We start from the raw sequence: 18,258 nt of genomic DNA, 5'->3' as shown, positions 1-18,258 counted from the left end.
GACCCCCGGCGAGATGGCCCGGGAGCGCTTCCGGGCGATCAGGTGTCCGGCAGTGCCTGTTCCGCCCAGATCGTCTTGCCCCTGCCGGTCTGCCGGCTGCCCCAGCGCTGGGTGAGCTGGGCGACCAGCAGCAGTCCGCGGCCGCCCTCGTCGTAGGCGTGGGCGCGGCGCAGGTGCGGCGAGGTGGAGCTGGCGTCGGAGACCTCGCAGATGAGGGCGCGGTCGCGGATCAGTCGGAGCTGGATGGGCGGCTCGCCGTAGCGGATGGCGTTGGTGACGAGTTCGCTGACGACGAGTTCGGTGACGAAGGCGGCCTCCTCCAGTCCCCAGGCGGCCAGCTGCTCGCCGGCGGCCTGCCGGAACAGGGCGACCTGGGCGGGGTCGGCCGGCACGTCCCAGGTGGCGACGCGGTCGGTGCCGAGGGCGCGGGTGCGCACCAGCAGCAGGGCCACGTCGTCGCCCGGCTGCTCGGGCAGTACGGCCTTGATCGCGTTGTCGGCCAGGGCCTCCAGGGAGTCGGCGGGGGCGCTCAGGGCGCGGCGCAGTTCCTCGGTGGCGCCGTCCAGGTCCAGGTCCCGGTCCTCGATCAGCCCGTCGGTGTAGAGGGCGAGGACGGAGCCCTCGGGCAGGTCGCGTTCCGTCGCCTCGAAGGGCAGTCCGCCGACGCCGAGCGGCGGTCCGGCGGTCATGGGGAGGAACGCGGCCTCGCCGCCGGGCAGCACGAGAGCCGGAGCGGGGTGTCCGGCCGCGGCCATGGCGACCCGACGGGAGACCGGGTCGTAGACGGCGTACAGGCAGGTCGCGCCGAGTTCGGCGACCTCCTTCCCGCTGTCCTCGGCGGCGAGATGGGTGACCAGGTCGTCGAGGTGGGTGAGGAGTTCGTCGGGCGGCAGGTCGACGTCGGCGAGGGTGCGTACGGCGGTGCGCAGCCGCCCCATGGTCGCGCAGGACTGGATGCCGTGGCCCACGACGTCGCCCACGACCAGGGCGACCCGGCCGCCGGAGAGCGGGATGACGTCGAACCAGTCGCCGCCGATGCCGGCCAGCGAGCTGCAGGGCAGATAGCGGTGGGCCACCTCGACGGCGGCCTGGCCGGGCAGTCCGCGCGGGAGCAGGCTGTGCTGGAGGGCGAGGGCGGTGGTGCGTTCGCGGGCGAAGCGGCGGGCGTTGTCGATGCAGACGGCGGCGCGGCTGGCGAGTTCCTCGGCGAAGACGGCGTCGTCGGGGCCGTAGTCCTCGGGGTGCTCCATGCGGACGCAGACGGCGACGCCGAGGATGGTGCCGCGGGCGCGCAGCGGCATCGCGATCAGCGAGTGGGCGCCCTGCCGGAAGCGGCGGCCCTGGGGCGAGCGGGCGTTGCGCTCCTTGAGCCACTCGACGAAATCCGGCTCGCCGGCCTGGCTGAGGACGGCGTGGCCTTCGCGGGCCGCGCGTGCGGGCGGTGAGCAGGGCTCGTAGAAGTCGGCCTCGCCGAGGTGCACGGCGGCGCCGGGGTTGCCGCTGTGGGTGGAACCGTGGGCGACGCGGCGCAGCAGGATACTGCCGTCGGCGATCATCGGGGGCTCGTCCGCGTCGAGCACCCAGTCGAGCAGGTCGACGCTGGCGAAGTCGGCGTACCGGGGGACGAGCAGTTCGACCAGTTCCTCGGCGGTGCGGACGACGTCGAGGGTGGTGCCGATGGCGGTGGCGGCCTCGTTGAGGAGGGTGAGGCGGCGCCGGGCCCAGTACTGGTCGCTGCTGTCGAAGGCGGCGAGCGCCACGGCGGTGACCGCGCCGCTCTCGTCGCGCAGCGGCCACATCTCGGTGGTCCAGGCGTGGTCCCGGTTGAGGGCGGGGGCGCTGGTGAAGCTCTCGTAGCGTACGGGCCGTCCGGTCTCGCCGACCAGGCGCAGATGGTCGAAGAAGCCACGGTTGTGCTCGGCGACGTCGACGGTGTCGGAGAAGTGCCGGCCGAGCAGTTCCTCCTCGGGGACGCCCATGACATGGCCGGCCGTCTCGTTGACGCGCAGATAGCGCTGGCCGAGGTCGAAGACCGACATGGACATGGACGCCTGCTGGAAGGCCTGGGCGGCCAGGGCGGCGCCGGGCGGTTCGGCCGTGACGACGAAGCCGGCGGGCTCGCCGTCCGCACCGGCCAGGGGGCAGGCGGTGAGGGTCAGCTCGACGCGGCCTCCGTCGCGGTGGCGCAGGGCGACAGGGCCGGAGCGGGCGGCGAGCAGGCCGGCGGGGATGTCCTCGGCGAGCAGTGCGGCGGCCGGCCGGCCCACGGCGTCTTCGGCGGAGTGGCCGGTGAGGAGTTGCGCGCCCTCGCTCCACCCGGTGACGGTGCCGCGGGAATCGATGGTCGCCACTGCGGCGACATGCTTCATAAGCCCCAGGATGTTCCGTTTGTTCCCGCGCATCAAGCGCGGGAACGAACCGGTTCACTTCCGGTGGTCGCGCAGTGCGTCGAGGGCCCGGTCGGCGTGCGTGTTCATGCGCAGCTCGCTGTGGACGATCTCCAGGACGGTGCGGTCCTGGGCGATGACGAAGGTGACGCGCCTGGTGGGGGCGAGGGAGAAGCCGCGTCTGACGCCGAACCGCTCGCGGACCGTGCCGTCGGTGTCGGACAGCAGCGGCATGCCGAGGGTGTGCCGGCCGGCGAACTCCTGCTGCTTGTCGACCGTGTCCCCACTGATGCCGACGGGCCGGGCGCCGACCGCGGCGAACTCGGCGGCGAGATCGCGGAAGTGGCAGGCCTCGGCGGTGCAGCCGGGGGTGAGGGCGGCGGGGTAGAAGAAGAGGACCACCGGGCCGTCGGCCAGCAGCTCGCTGAGCCTGCGGGTGGTGCCGGTCTCGTCGGGCAGGGCGAAGTCCTCGGCCTTGTCCCCGACGCGGAGGCGTCCGGTCATGACCGTCCCTCCCCGTTCCGGGCGACGCCGCGGGCCCACAGCACCAGCGGCACCTGGAGGGGCAGCCGCGCGAGGGCGGCCGTGCGCAGCGGCACGGGCCGGTGCCGCCAGTCCACGGCCATCTTGACGTTGGCCGGGAAGACCCCGACGAAGAAGGCCGCGGCGGCCTTGGCGGCGACGGCGCGGGTGCGGGGGGCGGCGACCCCGGCGGCCAGGGCCAGCTCCACGGCTCCGCTGCCGTAGGTCCACGCCCGGGGTGAGCCCGGCAGCGCGCGGGGGACGAGGGCGTCGAACTGGCGCGGGACGGCGAAATGGGCCACGCCGGCCGTGGCCAGCAGGCCGGCCAGCAGCAGGGGTGAGCGTTGGGACCGGGACACGGTGCCTCCTCTGGGGATCTGCCGCCGGATATTACTGGACGGTAGGGCCGGAGTGACCTTGTTCGCGCCGGCTCATCCGGTGCGGTACAGCTCGGTGAGCAGTTCGAGGACGTCCTGGAGCGCCGGGTGCGGATCGTCGCGCCACCAGGCGAGCCGTACGGCGACGGGTTCCGCGTCCCGCACCGGCCGGTAGACGATTCCGGGCCGCGGGTACTGGTTCGCGGTCGACTCGGCGGTCACCCCGATCCCGCGGCCGGTCGCGATGACGGTGAGCCAGTCGTCGACGTCGTGCGTCTCCTCGGTGGTGGGGCGGGCACCGGGCGGCCACAGTTCGGGGGTGGCCGTGCCGGTACGGCGGTCCACGAGCAGGAGTCGGTCGCTCAGCTCGGCGAGCCGGACCGAGCGGCGCCGGGCCAGCGGATCGTCGGCGGCGAGCGCGCACAGCCGTCGCTCCAGGCCGAAGATGGCGGTGTCGAAGCGCCGGTCGTCCAGTGCCCGGCGGACCACCGCGAGGTCGCAGGTGCCTTCGGCCAGCCCGGCCGACGGCGAGTTGACCCGCACCAGGTGCAGGTCGGTGTCCGGGTGGGCCGCGCTCCAGCGCCGCTGGAAGGCGACGGTGTGCCGGCCCAGCGCCGACCAGGCGTAGCCGACGCGCAGCCGGGAGTGTCCCGAGGTGGCCTCCCGGACCAGGTCGGAGACGTCCGCGAGCACCCGGCGGGCCTGCGCCACCACGCGCAGGCCCGCCGCGGTCGGCGTCACCTCGCGCGAGGTGCGGCGCAGCAGCCGTACCCCCAGGGCGCGTTCGAGGGAGGCGAGGGCACGGGAGACGGCGGCCTGGGAGACGCCGAGGGCGATCGCCGCGTCGGTGAAGGTGCCCTCGTCGACGATGGCCACGAGACAGCGCAGCTGGCGCAGCTCGATGTCCGAGGTATGCATACGCTAAGCGTATAGATCGATAGGCGTATGCATTTTGCGCAAGCAGGCCCACCGCGCACGATCCCGTGCATGCGACGCGCCACCGAACCCCTTGCCCCGGCCCCCTCCTTGACGCCCGAGAGCCCCCTGCCGAAGACCCGGCGGCTGACCGGAGTGGCGTCCATGGTCGGCAGCGGGCTGTCCAACCAGACCGGCGCCGCCGTCGGCGCGCTGGCCTTTCCCGTGCTCGGCCCGGTCGGCGTGGTGGCGGTGCGCCAGTACGTCGCGGCACTCGCCCTGCTCGCCGTCGGCCGGCCGCGGCTGCGGGGCTTCACCTGGCGGCAGTGGTGGCCGGTGCTGCTGCTGGCCCTGGTCTTCGGCACCATGAACCTCAGCCTCTACACGGCCGTCGACCGGATCGGCCTGGGGCTGGCCGTGACCCTGGAGTTCCTCGGGCCGCTGACCGTCGCGCTGGCGGCGTCACGGCGCCGGCTGGACGCGGGGTGCGCGGTGCTGGCCGGGGCGGGGGTCGTCGTCCTGATGCGGCCGCGCCCCTCCGCCGACTACACCGGGATGGCCTTCGGGCTGGTCGCCGCGGCCTGCTGGGCGTCGTACATCCTGCTCAACCGTGTCGTCGGCCGGCGCATCCCCGGCGCGCAGGGCGTGGCGGCGGCCGCGACGGTGTCCGCGCTAGTGTTCCTGCCCGTCGGCATCGTCGTCGCGCTGCGCCATCCGCCGACGGCCGGAGCCGTGCTGTGCGCCGTGACGGCCGGGCTGCTCTCCTCCGCGGTGCCCTACCTGACCGACCTGCTGACCCTGCGCCATGTGCCGGCGCAGACCTTCGGCCTCTTCATGAGCGTCAACCCGGTCCTTGCGGCCATGGTCGGCTGGGCGATCCTGGGCCAGGGCCTGGGGGCCGCGGAGTGGGCGGGCATCGGCGCGGTGGTGGCGGCCAACGCGGTGAGCATCGCGACGACGCGGAGCTGAGCGGCCGCCTCCCGGCGGGCGGGATCGCGGGAGGTGCGCTGCCGTCCGGGAACGGGCCGTTCAGGGGAACCGGTGCCGCGGGGCGCGTGAAGGCGGGCACAGTGGTCGAGACCTTCAGCCGTGACCGTCGTACCCCTGCCGCTGATCGCGCCCATGCTCGCCACGCCCGGCGCCCTGCCGCCCGCCGGTCAGGACGCGCGGTGGGCGTACGAGACCAAGCAGGACGGGCAGCGGGTGATGGTCTATCTGCCCGGCGACGGCAGCGTGCTGCTGCGGGCGCGCTCGGGTGAGGACATCACCGGCGCCTATCCCGAACTCCGGCCGATCGGCGGGGCGCTGGGCGGGCTGCCCGCCGTACTGGACGGCGAGGTGCTGGCCCTGGACGAGCTGGGCCGGGCCGACTTCCAGCTGTTGCAGAGCCGGATGGGCCTCGCGCACGCCCCCGCGCGGGCCGCGCGGCGGGCCGCCCAGGTACCGGTGCACCTGGTGCTGTTCGACGTGCCGTACCTGGGTGAGCCGCTGATCCGGCTGCCGTGGGTACGCCGGCGGGCGCGGCTGGAGGAGCTGCGGCTGGCCGGTCCGCACTGGTCGACGCCGGGCGCCGTGACCGGGCACGGCGCCGAGGCGCTGCGGGCGACCCGGGAACACGGTCTGGAGGGCCTGGTCTGCAAGCGGCTGGACTCGGTGTACGAGCCCGGGGTGCGCTCCCGCGCCTGGATCAAGATCCGGAACATGCGGGCCGAGGATGTGATCGTCGGCGGCTGGCTGCCCGGCAAGGGGCGGCTGACCGGGCTGCCCGGCGCGGCGCTCGTCGGCCAGCGGGACGCGGGCGGCCGGCTGCGGTACGTCGGCGGGGTCGGCACCGGCTGGAGCGAGGCCGAGCGCACGGAGCTGGCCCGGCTGCTGCGGGACGCGGCGAGCGAGCGATGCCCCTTCGATCCCGTACCGCGGATCGCGGGCGCCCACTGGGTGCTGCCCCGGCTGGTCGGCGAGGTCAGCTACAGCACCCGCACCCGGGCCGGGATGTTGCGCCAGCCGTCGTGGCTGCGGCTGCGTCCGGACCTCAGGCCGGAGGACTCGGCGGCCGACCTGCCCGAGGGCCTCGGCTGAGCGGGCCGACCTGCCCGAGGGCCTCGGCTGAGCGGGCCGATCTGCCCGAGGGCCTCGGCTGAGCGGGCCGGTCTCCCCGGGTCCCGGCCGGGCGCGGGTCCCCGAAGGACCGGCTGTGGAACCACGGCCGTGCGGCAGGGGTCTATCGTGTGCGCATGCCGGTTCCCGAACTGATTCGCATCGTCTCCCGCGACTCGCCCATGGCCCTGGCCCAGGTCGAGCGGGTCCGCGCCGAGTTGGCCGCCCTGCATCCCGGGGTGCGCACCGAGGTCGTACCGGTGAAGACCACCGGGGACAAGTGGCTCGGCGACCTGTCCAAGGTCGAGGGCAAGGGGGCGTTCACCAAGGAGGTGGACGCGGCCCTGCTGGCGGGCGAGGCGGATCTCGCGGTGCACTGTGTGAAGGACGTGCCCGCGGACCGGCCGCTGCCCGCCGGGACCGTGTTCGCCGCGTTCCTGAAGCGGGACGACATCCGCGACGCGCTGGTGCATCCGGGCGGGCTCACCCTGGACGAGCTGCCGGCCGGCACCCGGATCGGCACCTCCTCGGTGCGCCGGATCGCCCAACTGGCCGCCACCCACCCCCACCTGGACTGCGTGCCCTTCCGCGGCAACGCCAACCGCCGGCTGGAGAAGCTGGCCGCCGGTGAGGCGGACGCGCTGCTGCTGGCGGTGTCCGGGCTGGAGCGGATCGGCCGGACCGATGTGATCAGCGAGGTGCTGTCGGAGGAGACCATGATGCCGCCGATCGGCGCGGGCATCCTGGCGCTCCAGTGCCGCGAGGACGACACCGATCTGATCGAGGCGGTCAGCGGGCTCGGCGACCCGGACACCCACCGGGAGGCGACGGCCGAGCGGATGTTCCTGCATGTGCTGCAAGGGCACTGCAACAGCCCGATCGCCGGGTACGCGCGCGTGGACCGCAGTGGCGAACTCTCCCTGCGGGCCTGCGTGTTCACGCCGGACGGCAAGATCCGGCTGAACGCCCACGAGTGGGCGGGCCGGCTGGACCCGGCCACGCTCGGCACCTCGGTCGCGGTGGCGCTGCTGCGGCAGGGGGCGCGGGAGATCATCGACGGCATCCCGCACTGACCGCCGTCCAGGGCCTCAGGGGGTGCCGGGCTCCGTCTGCTCCCTGAGGAAGGCACTGACCTGGTGCGCGAGGCCGGCCTGCCCGGTGCCGGCCGGGGCGGCGGCGGGGGTGCCCTCCAGCACGCCGATGCCGCCGGTCCACAGCCGGCGCTCGGCCCACTCCTCGTCCACCCGCAGCTGCACCTGCACGTCCACATGGGTGAGTGCGGCCTCGGGGGCGGCGGCGTAGAGCACGGCGGTGGCCCGGCGCAGCGGGTAGACGTCGAAGCCCTCGATGAACTGGGAGTTGCGCCAGTCGATGAAGGCACCCTCGCCGTCGGGGCCGACCCGGACGTCGAGCTGACCGTCCTCGAGGTGGATGCAGTGGGGCCGCGCGCCACGGTTCTCGACGGTCACCCGGACACTGAAGTACGTCAGACCGGCGGCCGCGTCGTCGCGTCCGCGCGGTGGTTCGCCCGCCTCCAGACGGTGGACGCGGACTCGCAGACCGGCCTGCTCGTCGTACTCGTGCCAGTCACCGACCACGTTCGGCTCGTACACAGTGCCCCTCTCGACCTTCGAGAGCTGCTGTCTATCTGTGTGCTGAGCGCACTGTCAAATGAGCAGAATGCGCTGTGGCCAGGCGGTTCGCCCGCTTTGATCGGTGATCAAGCGCTGCCCAGGAAGAATCCGTTTTGGAGCGCTTCCGGCGGCGTACGCGCGCGTGCCGCATCTCACGTCCACGACAGGGCCGGCACCCCGGTGCACGGCCCGCCGCTCACGGTCGGCGCACCACCTCCCAAACGATCATCCTATATGCCCCATTTGTTTTGATGTGCTCCATAATGGGAAGGAGACCCTCAGTGCTTCGGACAGGAGGCACGTCCGTGGGAGCCGGCGACGCCGGGCCCCGGTGTCCTTTTCCCGGTCCGAGTCCGAGCGCACCTCCCACGGTGTCTGTCCATCCAGCACCTGCTGAGAGAGGTGCGCACGATGCGTGTCACCAGCGGTACGAAGCCCCGCCCCCACCCCCACGACGACGCCCCCGACACGGGTGAGTCCTTCGAACGGCTCGCCACCCTGACCGACGGTCCCGAGCGGCAGGCGCTGCGGGACGAGCTGGTCCGGCTGTGGCTGCCCATGGCCGAGCGGATCGCCGTGCGGTTCCGCGGCCGCGGCGAGTCCCTCGAGGACCTCTACCAGGTGGCGGCCCTGGGTCTGGTGAAGGCGGTCGATCACTACGACCCCTCCCGCGGCCGGCCCTTCGAGGCGTACGCCGTACCCACCATCACCGGTGAGATCAAGCGGCACTTCCGGGACCACATGTGGACCCTGCATGTGCCCCGCCGGGTGCAGGACCTGCGCAACCGGGTCCGCGCCGCCACCAAGGAGCTGGCGCAGACCACGTCGGGCCGGCCGCCCAGCGTCGCCGAGATCGCGGCGTACACCCGGCTGACCGAGGAGGAGGTGCAGGCCGGGCTGGAGGCCCTGGAGTGCTTCTCCGCGCTCTCCCTGGACGCCGAGGTGGCCGGCACCGACGGCTACGCCCTCGGCGACTCCCTCGGCGAGCCGGACCCGGGGTTCGACCTCGTGGTCGACCGGGCCGCCGTCAAGCCCTGCCTGGAGGCGCTGCCCGAGCGCGAGCGCACCATCCTCTACCTGCGGTTCTTCCGGGGAATGACCCAGAGCCGGATCGCTCAGCAGCTGGGCATCTCGCAGATGCACGTCTCCCGGCTGCTCAGCGGCTGCTTCGACCGGCTGCGCGAGGAGCTGCTCGCCGAGGCCCAGGCCCGCTGAGGCTACTCGTCCTCGCTGCCCGGGATCTGGGTCGGGCCGTACCGGTCCAGAGCGTCCTCCAGCTCGGCCCTGACCTCGGCAGGGATGTCACCCCGGCGCCCCCAGACAAGGATCATCTCGGCGATGTTGCGCAGCTTGATGTTGGTGTGCTGGGAGACCTCCTTGAGCACCTGCCAGCCCTGGTCGGGGGTGACCCGGCCGAGGGCCACCATCATGCCGATGGCCTGGTCGACGACGGCGTGGGAGACCATCGCCTCCTTCAGCTGGCCGACCTCGGTCTGCAACGCGGCGATCCGGTCAGACTCGCTCTCTCCCATCCCTCCATGGTCCTCACCGGCCTGTCCGTCTGCCACCCGGGGTACTCGACAGGCGACCCACCCCCGTGTGGTTGGACACTGAACCCAGAGCGGTGGCCACCCGGCCCCGAGAGCAGGACGCGACTGCCATGAACCCAGAGACCCCTGTCGGCGGCGGACCGCGCAGAAGGGACGTCGTCTCCACGCACTCCGTATTCGGCGCCCCCTGCTGGGTGAGTCTGACCAGCCGCGACCTCCAGACGACCCAGGACTTCTACGCGGCGGTGCTGGGCTGGCGCTGGCGCGGCGTGAAGCTCGGTGAACACTTCCGCGTCGCACTGGCGGACGGCGTCCCGGTGGCCGGGATCGCCGCCGTCGCCGCGATGTGGCAGATGGCGGTGGCCTGGACGCCGTACTTCGCGGTGGAGGACGCCGATGTGGCCGTGTCCCGGGCCCGGGAGCGGGGCGGTACGGCGGCGGTCGGGCCGCTGTCCTTCCCGCCGGGCCGGGCGGCGCTGCTCGCCGACCGGGACGGGGCCACCTTCGGGATCTGGCAGGGCGAACTGGTCGCCAACTGGGAGGCGTGGCGGCGGGCGGCACCGACCTTCATCCGGCTGCACACCCGCAACGCCTTCGACTCCGCGATCTTCTACGGCGAGATCCTCGACTGGGCGTCCGGGAAACCGGGCTGCTGCGAGGTCGAGTACAACGGCGACGAGGTGCTGCTGCGCAGCCAGGGCGATGTGGTCGCGCGGATCGACTCCGGCGCGGTGGAGGCGGCCCCGGATCCGTCCGTACGGCCGCACTGGCAGATCCACTTCGCGGTCGGCGACGTGGCGGTGTGTGCGCGGGCGGCGGAGAAACACGGCGGCAGCGTGCTGCGGGAGGACGAGACCGAGGCCATCCTCCGCGACCCCGACGGCGCCCAGTTCACGGTGACGTCACGCAGGGAGCGATGACGCGACACCGGGTGCGATGGCGGCCCCCTGGGGTGCGCATGTCCCATCGCCGGTGCGATCACCACCCGGCGGGTGCGGTGAGACGGTGCCGGACGCGAACGTGTCACGGACTCGGCTCCGTCACGCGAGGCGCGCTGCCCCCACGCCGGTGGGATGGCGGCCCCTCCGGGTGCGCATGCCGCGGTAAGACCCCGACGGACGCGAATGCGTAGCGCCGGGCGCGGAGAAGCCCGTGGGGAGCGGTGGGCTGCATCAGGGCATGAGGCCGTGACGGGCGCGCAGACGTCGCGCGGGGCCTGCTGGCCCCACGCAGGGGGCGATGCCCCCCGGGCCCGATGGTCCGCGACGGACGCGGACACATCACGCCACGCGCGCTGCCCCCACGACGGCGCCATCCCCCGCACGGGCCGCGTCTAGGCGATTGCACACACCGGGCGCGATCAGGACCCGACGGGATGCATCAGGACGGGTGCCATGAGACGGCGACGGACGCGACTGCGTCACGCCAGACGCGCTGACTCCCCCTGGGCACGATTCGCCCCGCCCGGGGCGCGGTGAAGCCAGGACGCACGCGAATGCGGCACGCCAGGCGTACCGAGCCCGCATGGGTGTCATCCCCATGGGCCAGGGGCGACTGCATCAGCCCGGGCGCGATGACGACCCGGCGGGCTGCGCCAGGGCGGGTGCCGTGAGCCCCTGACGGACGTCGATGCGGCACGCCCGGTGCCGGAAGGGAGCGGGTCTAGTCCGTCGTGCGGGACGGCCGGGTCAGGAGGACCAGGCTGCGGGCCTCCGCCCGGAGTCTCGTGCCCGCCTTGCGTTCGCGTTCGTCGGGGATGCCGTCGGGGTCCGCGGTGTCGATGAGGGTGGTCCAGCGTTCGCCGAAGGAGGCGTCGGGGAGCCGGAAGTCGACCGGTTCCCAGAAGCCGTTGACGAGCAGCAGGAAGGAGTCGTCGATCATCCGGCGCCCGTAGGAGTCGCGTTCGGCGATGGCGTCGCCGTTGAGGAACACCGCGACCGAGTGCGCGTCCCGGCGCTGCCAGTCCCGGTCGGTCATCTCCCGGGCGTCCGGCCTGAGCCACATCAGGTCGGGCAGCGGCTGCTCGGCGTTGGTCACGGTCTCGCCGCGGAAGAAGCGCCGGCGCCGCAGTACGGGGTGCGCGGCGCGCAGCGCGATGAGACGCCGGGTGAACTCCACCAGGCCGCGCTGCTCCTCGGTCAGTTCCCAGTCCACCCAGGAGATCTCGTTGTCCTGGCAGTAGGCGTTGTTGTTGCCGCGCTGGGTGCGGCCCAGCTCGTCGCCGTGGCAGAGCATCGGGATGCCCTGGGAGAGCAGCAGCGTGGCGAGCAGGTTGCGCTGCTGGCGGGCGCGGAGTTCGAGGACCGCCGGGTCGTCGGTGGGGCCCTCGGCTCCGCAGTTCCAGGACCGGTTGTGACTCTCGCCGTCCCGGTTCTCCTCGCCGTTGGCCTGGTTGTGCTTGTCGTTGTACGACACCAGGTCGCGCAGGGTGAAACCGTCGTGCGCGGTGACGAAGTTGACGCTCGCGCGCGGCCGGCGCCTGCTGTGCTGGTAGAGGTCGGAGGAGCCGGTGAGGCGTGAGGCGAACTCGCCGAGCGAGCCGGGCTGGGTCCGCCAGAAGTCCCGTACCGCGTCCCGGTACTTGCCGTTCCACTCCGACCACAGCGGCGGGAAGTTGCCGACCTGGTAGCCGCCCTCGCCGACGTCCCAGGGCTCGGCGATCAGCTTGACGCGGCTGATCACCGGGTCCTGCTGGATCAGGTCGAAGAACGCCGAGAGCCGGTCCACCTCGTGGAACTGCCGGGCCAGCGTGGCGGCGAGGTCGAAGCGGAAGCCGTCGACATGCATCTCGGTGACCCAGTACCGCAGCGAGTCCATGATCAGTTGGAGCACGTAGGGGTGCCGCATCAGCAGGCTGTTGCCGGTGCCGGTGGTGTCGTAGTAGTGCCCCCAGTCGCCGTCGACCAGGCGGTAGTAGGAGGCGTTGTCGATGCCGCGGAAGGACAGGGTGGGGCCCATCTCGTTGCCCTCGGCGGTGTGGTTGTAGACCACGTCGAGGATCACCTCGAGACCGGCCGCGTGCAGCGCCTTCACCATCGCCTTGAACTCGTTGACCTGCTGGCCCCGGCTGCCGAAGGCGGCGTACGCGTTGTGCGGGGCGAAGAAGCCGATGGTGTTGTAGCCCCAGTAGTTGGACAGTCCGCGGTCCTGCAACACGCCGTCCTGCACGAACTGGTGCACCGGCATCAGCTCCACCGCGGTCACCCCGAGCGAGGTCAGGTGCTCGGTCACCGCGGGGTGGGCGAGGCCGGCGTAGGTGCCGCGCAGATGCCCGGGCACCTTCGGGTGGGTCATGGTCAGCCCGCGCACATGGGCCTCGTAGATCACCGAGTCCGCGTACGGCATCCGGGGCGGTCGGTCGTCGCCCCAGTCGAAGTACGGGTCGGTGACCACGCCCAGCATGGAGTGCCCGGCGCTGTCGGCCGGGGCCGGCCCGTCGGGGGCGCGCTCGTACAGCGAGGCGTGGTTGTCGATCTGGCCGTCCACGGCGCGGGCGTACGGGTCGAGCAGCAGCTTGCGCGGATTGCAGCGGTGGCCGAGGGCGGGCTGCCAGGGGCCGTGCACCCGGTAGCCGTAGCGCTGGCCGGGCCCGATCCCGGGCAGGTACGCGTGCCAGACGAAGCCGTCGACCTCGTGCAGCCGGACGGGGGTCTCGGTGCCGCGGTCGTCGACGAGGATCAGCTCGACGCGCTCGGCGACCTCGCTGAACAGGGCGAAGTTGGTGCCCTGTCCGTCGAACGCGGCACCCAACGGGTAGGGCTGCCCGCTCCACACGGGCAGCCCTTTCCTGGTCGTACGGCGGCTCACCGGCTGCCCTCCAGGGCGTCTTCCAGGGCCCCCGCGGGGCCGGCCAGCACCACCACCGGCAGTTCGCGCGGTACCTTCAGGCCCTGCCGCAGGGTGGGCGCGGGGGTGGTGGGCACCAGCGGGACGCGCTCGCCGGCGCGGGCCCGCTGCGAGAACCAGATGATCTTGCTGCCGGTGTCCGAGGCGCAGCAGCCCCAGCCGTCGCTCATGGCGGCGATGTCCGCCAGGCAGGCCCGGAGATCCTGGTCGGGCCGCAGGTCGGGGTCGTCGCCGCCGAACGCGGTGATGAGGTGCTGGCCGTTCCACCACATCTCGATCGAGGTGTGCTTGTCGGTGGCGTGCTCGTCGATCGCCCGCAACAGCAGTTCGGCGCCGCGGCAGACGGGGGCCGCGAGGTTCTCGAGGTCCCAGTAGCGGAGGTGGGCGGCCAGGATGCGGCTGACCTGTCCCACCCGGTCCGGGCTGACTTCCACATCGAGGTGGTAGTAGCAGGGCACTGCGGTCTTCATCGTCGCTTGCTCCTCACCGGCGAAGCTCTCGCTCCCCTCGCCCCGTCCGGGAGGGATCCCGGATCGCGGTCCGGGACAGACCCCGGACACACAGCGTGAGCGTTGTTCGCTCCTGAGTCACCTTCCACGGTGCGGGCGCTACGCCATTCGTGCAACACGAGCACCCGACACCCGTGTTGTTGAAGCTCCAACAAGACGCTGCGTCGTCGCGCGTGCACCATAAGTGAAAGCCTCGATCGCCGTAACGGTGCCGTGCCCTACGTTGCGCGGACATCACCCGACCGTCGGGAACGCGCCCAGTCGAGAGCGTGGAGGGTGAAGAGGGCCATGCTGCTACCCGCCAAGGCCGAAGTGGCCCGGCAGTTGCGGCGTTACCGGGCGTGGGAGCGCGTGATGCTCGCCTCGCCGCACGACCGCACGGTCCGGGCCACCTTCGAGGATTCGGGTTACACACTGTGCGTGCTGATGGGCAAACGCTGCGCCCGCGAGGCCGCGGACGCCGCCGAGCGCTATCTGCGCACCAACCTGGTCACCTATCTGCGCGAGCAGGACGGGCGGCCGCAACCGCGCCGGACGGCCAGAAGAGCGCCGCCACCGGAGCGGCGTTCCACGGCGCCAAGCCCCTGACCTGGCACCGTACAAGGCGTTCCCTGCGGGACCCGGTTGCGCCGGCCCGCTTCTCGGAGCGCGAAGCCGGGCCGGGTGCCCGGCTTCGCGCACGGCGGAGGTGAGAGACATGCGCAGGACCCCGGCCATCGGCCGCGTACCGGTACGTGACGTCCGGCCGGCCGTGGAGTGCGGCAGGCGCCCGGCGAAAGCGGTGGTCGGGGAGACCTTCCAGGTCACTGCCACCGTGTTCCGGGAAGGCCATGACGCCGTGGGTGCCAATGTGGTCCTGCGTGATCCGAAGGGCCGGCGCGGCCCCTGGAGCCCGATGCGGGAGCTGGCCCCCGGCACCGATCTGTGGGGCGCGGAGGTCACCCCGGAGGTGACCGGCCGCTGGACCTTCCGGGTGGAGGCCTGGAGTCACCCCCTGGCGACCTGGCGGCACACCGCCTCCGTGAAGATCCCGGCCGGGATCGACATCGGGCTGGTGCTGGAGGAGGGCGCCGAGCTGTACGAGCGCGCGGCCGACGGGGTGCCCAAGGGCCCGGAGCGGCAGCTGGTCCAGGCCGCCGCGCGCGCCCTCGGCGACGACTCCCTGTCGGTGCACGAGCGCCTCAAGGCCGCGCTGGCGCCGGACGTTCAGGCGCTGCTGACCCGGTATCCGCTGCGCGATCTGGTCACCGCTTCCGCTGCGATGCCGCTGCTGGTGGAGCGCGAACGGGCCCTGTTCGGCTCCTGGTACGAGTTCTTCCCGCGCTCGGAGGGCACCGCCGAGCAGCCGCACGGCACCTTCCGCACCGCGGCCCGGCGGCTGAAGCCGATCGCCGACATGGGCTTCGACGTCGTCTACCTCCCGCCGATCCACCCGATCGGCACGACCTTCCGCAAGGGCCCCAACAACACCCTGACCGCCGGCCCGCAGGACGTCGGGGTGCCCTGGGCGATCGGCTCCCCCGAGGGCGGGCACGACGCCGTGCACCCGCAGCTGGGCACCCTGGAGGACTTCGACTTCTTCGTGCGCGAGGCCCAGCGCCTGGGCCTGGAGATCGCGCTCGACTTCGCCCTCCAGTGCTCCCCCGACCACCCCTGGGTGCACAAGTACCCGGAGTGGTTCCACCACCGGCCGGACGGCACCATCGCCTACGCCGAGAACCCGCCGAAGAAGTACCAGGACATCTACCCCATCGCCTTCGACGCCGACATGGACGGCCTCGTCGCCGAAACGGTTCGGGTGCTCAGGCACTGGATGGGGCACGGGGTGCGGATCTTCCGGGTGGACAACCCGCACACCAAACCCGTGGTGTTCTGGGAGCGGGTGATCGGCGAGATCAACCGCAAGGACCCGGACGTGATCTTCCTGGCCGAGGCCTTCACCCGGCCCGCGATGGTGCACACCCTGGCGCAGATCGGCTTCCAGCAGTCGTACACCTACTTCACCTGGCGCAACAGCAAGCAGGAACTCACCGAGTACCTGACCGAGCTGTCCGGCGAGGCGGCCGCCTACATGCGGCCCAACTTCTTCGCCAACACCCCGGACATCCTGCACGCCTTCCTCCAGCAGGGCGGCCGGCCCGCCTTCGAGGTCCGCGCCGTCCTCGCCGCCACCCTCTCCCCCACCTGGGGCATCTACAGCGGCTACGAACTGTGCGAGAACACCCCGCTGCGCCCGGGCAGCGAGGAGTACCTCGACTCCGAGAAGTACCAGCTGCGACCGCGCGACTGGGCGGCCGCCGAGCGCGAGGGCCGGACCATCGCGCCCCTCATCACCCGGCTCAACACCGTCCGGCGGAAGCACCCCGCGCTACAGCGCCTGCGGAATCTCCGCTTCCATCAGACCGACAACGACGCCGTGCTCGCCTACAGCAAGAGCACGGGGACGGACACGGTCATCGTGGTCGTCAACCTCGACCCGCATCACACCCAGGAGGCCACGGTCTCGTTGGACATGCCGCAACTCGGCCTGGACTGGCACGCCGCCCTGTCCGTGCACGACGAACTGACGGGCGAGACGTACCACTGGGGCAGGACCAACTACGTGTGTCTCACGCCCGGCCGGACGCCGGCGCACCTGCTCCACGTCGGGCGAGCGACGCACCCGATCGGAGGGCCCGCAGCGTCATGACCGTCAACGAACCCGTACTGGACACCTTCGAGGACACCCCGGCCAAGGACCGGGACCCGGAGTGGTTCAAACGCGCCGTCTTCTACGAGGTCCTGGTCCGTTCCTTCCAGGACAGCGACGGCGACGGCATCGGTGACCTGAAGGGCCTGACCGCCAAGCTGGACTATCTCCAGTGGCTCGGGGTCGACTGTCTGTGGCTGCCCCCCTTCTTCAAGTCTCCCCTGCGGGACGGCGGTTACGACGTCGCCGACTACACCGCCGTACTGCCGGAGTTCGGTGACCTCGCCGACTTCGTGGAGTTCGTGGACGCGGCCCACCAGCGCGGCATGCGGGTGATCATCGACTTCGTCATGAACCACACCAGCGACCAGCACCCGTGGTTCCAGGAGTCCCGCCGCAACCCCGAGGGCCCCTACGGGGACTACTACATGTGGGCCGACGACGACAAGCAGTACCCGGACGCCCGGATCATCTTCGTCGACACCGAGGCCTCCAACTGGACCTTCGACCCGGTCCGCGGCCAGTACTACTTCCACCGGTTCTTCTCGCACCAGCCCGACCTCAACTACGAGAACCCGGCGGTGCAGGAGGAGATCCTGGCGGCGCTGCGCTTCTGGCTGGATCTCGGTATCGACGGCTACCGCCTCGACGCGGTGCCCTATCTGTACGCCGAGGAGGGCACCAACTGCGAGAACCTGCCGGCGACCCACGCGTTCCTGCGGCGGGTGCGCAAGGAGATCGACGCGCTCTATCCGGACACCGTGCTGCTGGCGGAGGCCAACCAGTGGCCGGAGGACGTGGTCGACTACTTCGGCGACTACGGCTCCGGCGGCGACGAGTGCCACATGGCCTTCCACTTCCCGGTCATGCCGCGCATCTTCATGGCCGTACGCCGGGAGTCCCGCTACCCCGTCTCCGAGATCCTCGCCAAGACCCCGGCCATCCCCTCCGGCTGCCAGTGGGGCATCTTCCTGCGCAACCACGACGAGCTGACCCTGGAGATGGTCACCGACGAGGAGCGCGACTACATGTGGGCCGAGTACGCCAAGGACCCGCGGATGCGCGCCAACATCGGCATCCGCCGCCGCCTCGCACCCCTGCTCGACAACGACCGCAACCAGATCGAGCTGTTCACCGCCCTGCTGCTGTCCCTGCCCGGCTCGCCGATCCTCTACTACGGCGACGAGATCGGCATGGGCGACAACATCTGGCTCGGCGACCGCGACGCCGTACGCACCCCCATGCAGTGGACCCCCGACCGCAACGCGGGCTTCTCGACGTGCGACCCGGGACGCCTCTTCCTGCCCACGATCATGGACCCGGTCTACGGCTACCAGGTCACCAACGTCGAGGCCGCCATGTCCTCCCCGTCCAGCCTGCTGCACTGGACCCGCCGCATGATCGAGATCCGCAAGCAGAACCCCGCTTTCGGACTCGGCTCCTTCACGGAACTGCCGTCCTCCAACCCGGCGGTGCTCGCGTTCCTGCGCGAGTACGGCGACGACCTGGTGCTGTGCGTCAACAACTTCTCCCGCTTCGCCCAGCCCACCGAGCTCGACCTGCGGACCTACGACGGACGCCACCCGGTCGAGCTGATCGGCGGGGTGCGCTTCCCCGCCATCGGTGAACTGCCGTATCTGCTGACCCTGCAAGGCCACGGTTTCTACTGGTTCCGGCTCACCCGAGTCGCATCCCGCATCGGCCGCCGCCGCTGACCGCGGCGCCGAGGAAA

At 72.0% G+C, this 18,258-nt stretch carries 16 protein-coding genes; 8 read left to right on the top strand and 8 right to left on the bottom strand.

All coding sequences use genetic code 11. The annotated features are described in order from the left end of the window. Nucleotides 1–38: 38 nt before the first annotated feature. The 4 genes from ACWCV9_RS27730 to ACWCV9_RS27715 all read right to left on the bottom strand — a co-directional run bounded on the left by ACWCV9_RS27730 (nt 39) and on the right by ACWCV9_RS27715 (nt 4,204). Nucleotides 39–2,369: a SpoIIE family protein phosphatase gene (locus tag ACWCV9_RS27730; protein WP_450790546.1), complete on the bottom strand. Its 2,331-nt coding sequence runs from the start codon at nt 2,367–2,369 to the stop codon at nt 39–41. A gap of 54 nt (nt 2,370–2,423) precedes the next feature. After that, entirely contained in the window at nt 2,424–2,891 is a 468-nt protein-coding gene (locus ACWCV9_RS27725; protein ID WP_450790545.1) for a peroxiredoxin, read from the bottom strand. Continuing rightward, nucleotides 2,888–3,268: a DoxX family protein gene (locus ACWCV9_RS27720; protein ID WP_450790543.1), complete on the bottom strand. Its 381-nt coding sequence runs from the start codon at nt 3,266–3,268 to the stop codon at nt 2,888–2,890. The genes ACWCV9_RS27725 and ACWCV9_RS27720 overlap by 4 nt, the downstream gene beginning before the upstream one ends. Nucleotides 3,269–3,340: 72 nt before the next feature. After that, nucleotides 3,341–4,204, bottom strand: coding sequence for a LysR family transcriptional regulator (locus ACWCV9_RS27715; protein ID WP_450790542.1), 864 nt, complete (start codon nt 4,202–4,204; stop codon nt 3,341–3,343). A gap of 153 nt (nt 4,205–4,357) precedes the next feature. On the opposite strand from ACWCV9_RS27715, the gene ACWCV9_RS27710 reads away from it, so the two are divergent. The 3 genes from ACWCV9_RS27710 (at nt 4,358) to hemC (ending at nt 7,371) form a co-directional block, all read left to right on the top strand. Beyond that, on the top strand, nt 4,358–5,170 hold the full coding sequence (locus ACWCV9_RS27710; protein WP_450790567.1) for an EamA family transporter: 813 nt from the start codon (nt 4,358–4,360) through the stop codon (nt 5,168–5,170). A gap of 153 nt (nt 5,171–5,323) precedes the next feature. Beyond that, nucleotides 5,324–6,280, top strand: coding sequence for an ATP-dependent DNA ligase (locus tag ACWCV9_RS27705; protein ID WP_450790565.1), 957 nt, complete (start codon nt 5,324–5,326; stop codon nt 6,278–6,280). Between the two features lie 149 nt (nt 6,281–6,429). Next, a complete protein-coding gene (gene hemC, locus ACWCV9_RS27700; protein WP_450790540.1) occupies nt 6,430–7,371 on the top strand; it encodes a hydroxymethylbilane synthase in 942 nt (313 codons plus the stop codon). Nucleotides 7,372–7,386: 15 nt separating this feature from the next. Here hemC and ACWCV9_RS27695 read toward each other — a convergent pair whose 3' ends face one another. Continuing rightward, the gene (locus ACWCV9_RS27695) at nt 7,387–7,911 is read right to left on the bottom strand and encodes a hypothetical protein (RefSeq protein WP_450790538.1); all 525 of its coding nucleotides are present in this window, start codon (nt 7,909–7,911) and stop codon (nt 7,387–7,389) included. 432 nt (nt 7,912–8,343) lie between these two features. Here ACWCV9_RS27695 and ACWCV9_RS27690 point away from each other — a divergent pair, with 432 nt between their 5' ends. Next, complete coding sequence (locus ACWCV9_RS27690) at nt 8,344–9,147, top strand: RNA polymerase sigma factor SigF (protein WP_450790536.1); 804 nt, start codon at nt 8,344–8,346, stop codon at nt 9,145–9,147. A 2-nt stretch (nt 9,148–9,149) separates the two neighbouring features. Here ACWCV9_RS27690 and ACWCV9_RS27685 read toward each other — a convergent pair whose 3' ends face one another. Continuing rightward, complete coding sequence (locus ACWCV9_RS27685; RefSeq protein WP_385841002.1) at nt 9,150–9,464, bottom strand: ANTAR domain-containing protein; 315 nt, start codon at nt 9,462–9,464, stop codon at nt 9,150–9,152. 128 nt (nt 9,465–9,592) lie between these two features. On the opposite strand from ACWCV9_RS27685, the gene ACWCV9_RS27680 reads away from it, so the two are divergent. Next, nucleotides 9,593–10,402, top strand: a complete 810-nt coding sequence (locus ACWCV9_RS27680; RefSeq protein ID WP_385841004.1) for a VOC family protein — start codon at nt 9,593–9,595, stop codon at nt 10,400–10,402. Between the two features lie 742 nt (nt 10,403–11,144). On the opposite strand, the gene glgX is transcribed toward ACWCV9_RS27680, so the two are convergent. Then, nucleotides 11,145–13,289: a glycogen debranching protein GlgX gene (gene glgX / locus ACWCV9_RS27675; protein WP_450790534.1), complete on the bottom strand. Its 2,145-nt coding sequence runs from the start codon at nt 13,287–13,289 to the stop codon at nt 11,145–11,147. Beyond that, the gene (locus tag ACWCV9_RS27670) at nt 13,286–13,798 is read right to left on the bottom strand and encodes a pep a2 (RefSeq protein WP_450790532.1); all 513 of its coding nucleotides are present in this window, start codon (nt 13,796–13,798) and stop codon (nt 13,286–13,288) included. Before ACWCV9_RS27670 ends, glgX begins: the two co-directional genes overlap by 4 nt. A gap of 327 nt (nt 13,799–14,125) precedes the next feature. On the opposite strand from ACWCV9_RS27670, the gene ACWCV9_RS27665 reads away from it, so the two are divergent. The 3 genes from ACWCV9_RS27665 (at nt 14,126) to treS (ending at nt 18,241) form a co-directional block, all read left to right on the top strand. After that, nucleotides 14,126–14,425 carry a DUF5133 domain-containing protein gene (locus ACWCV9_RS27665; RefSeq protein WP_358695150.1) on the top strand — a complete coding sequence of 100 codons (300 nt, stop codon included), beginning with the start codon at nt 14,126–14,128 and terminating at the stop codon, nt 14,423–14,425. Between the two features lie 109 nt (nt 14,426–14,534). Then, the gene (locus tag ACWCV9_RS27660) at nt 14,535–16,526 is read left to right on the top strand and encodes an alpha-1,4-glucan--maltose-1-phosphate maltosyltransferase (protein ID WP_450790531.1); all 1,992 of its coding nucleotides are present in this window, start codon (nt 14,535–14,537) and stop codon (nt 16,524–16,526) included. Next, nucleotides 16,523–18,241 (top strand): maltose alpha-D-glucosyltransferase, encoded by a 1,719-nt coding sequence (gene treS, locus ACWCV9_RS27655; RefSeq protein WP_385841008.1) that lies wholly within the window; start codon nt 16,523–16,525, stop codon nt 18,239–18,241. Before ACWCV9_RS27660 ends, treS begins: the two co-directional genes overlap by 4 nt. Nucleotides 18,242–18,258: the final 17 nt, after the last annotated feature.

The sequence above is a fragment of the Streptomyces sp. NPDC001606 genome (genome assembly GCF_053596835.1).
The sequence above is the reverse complement of the archived record's forward strand: the minus strand, read 5'-3'. Positions and strand labels throughout refer to the sequence as shown.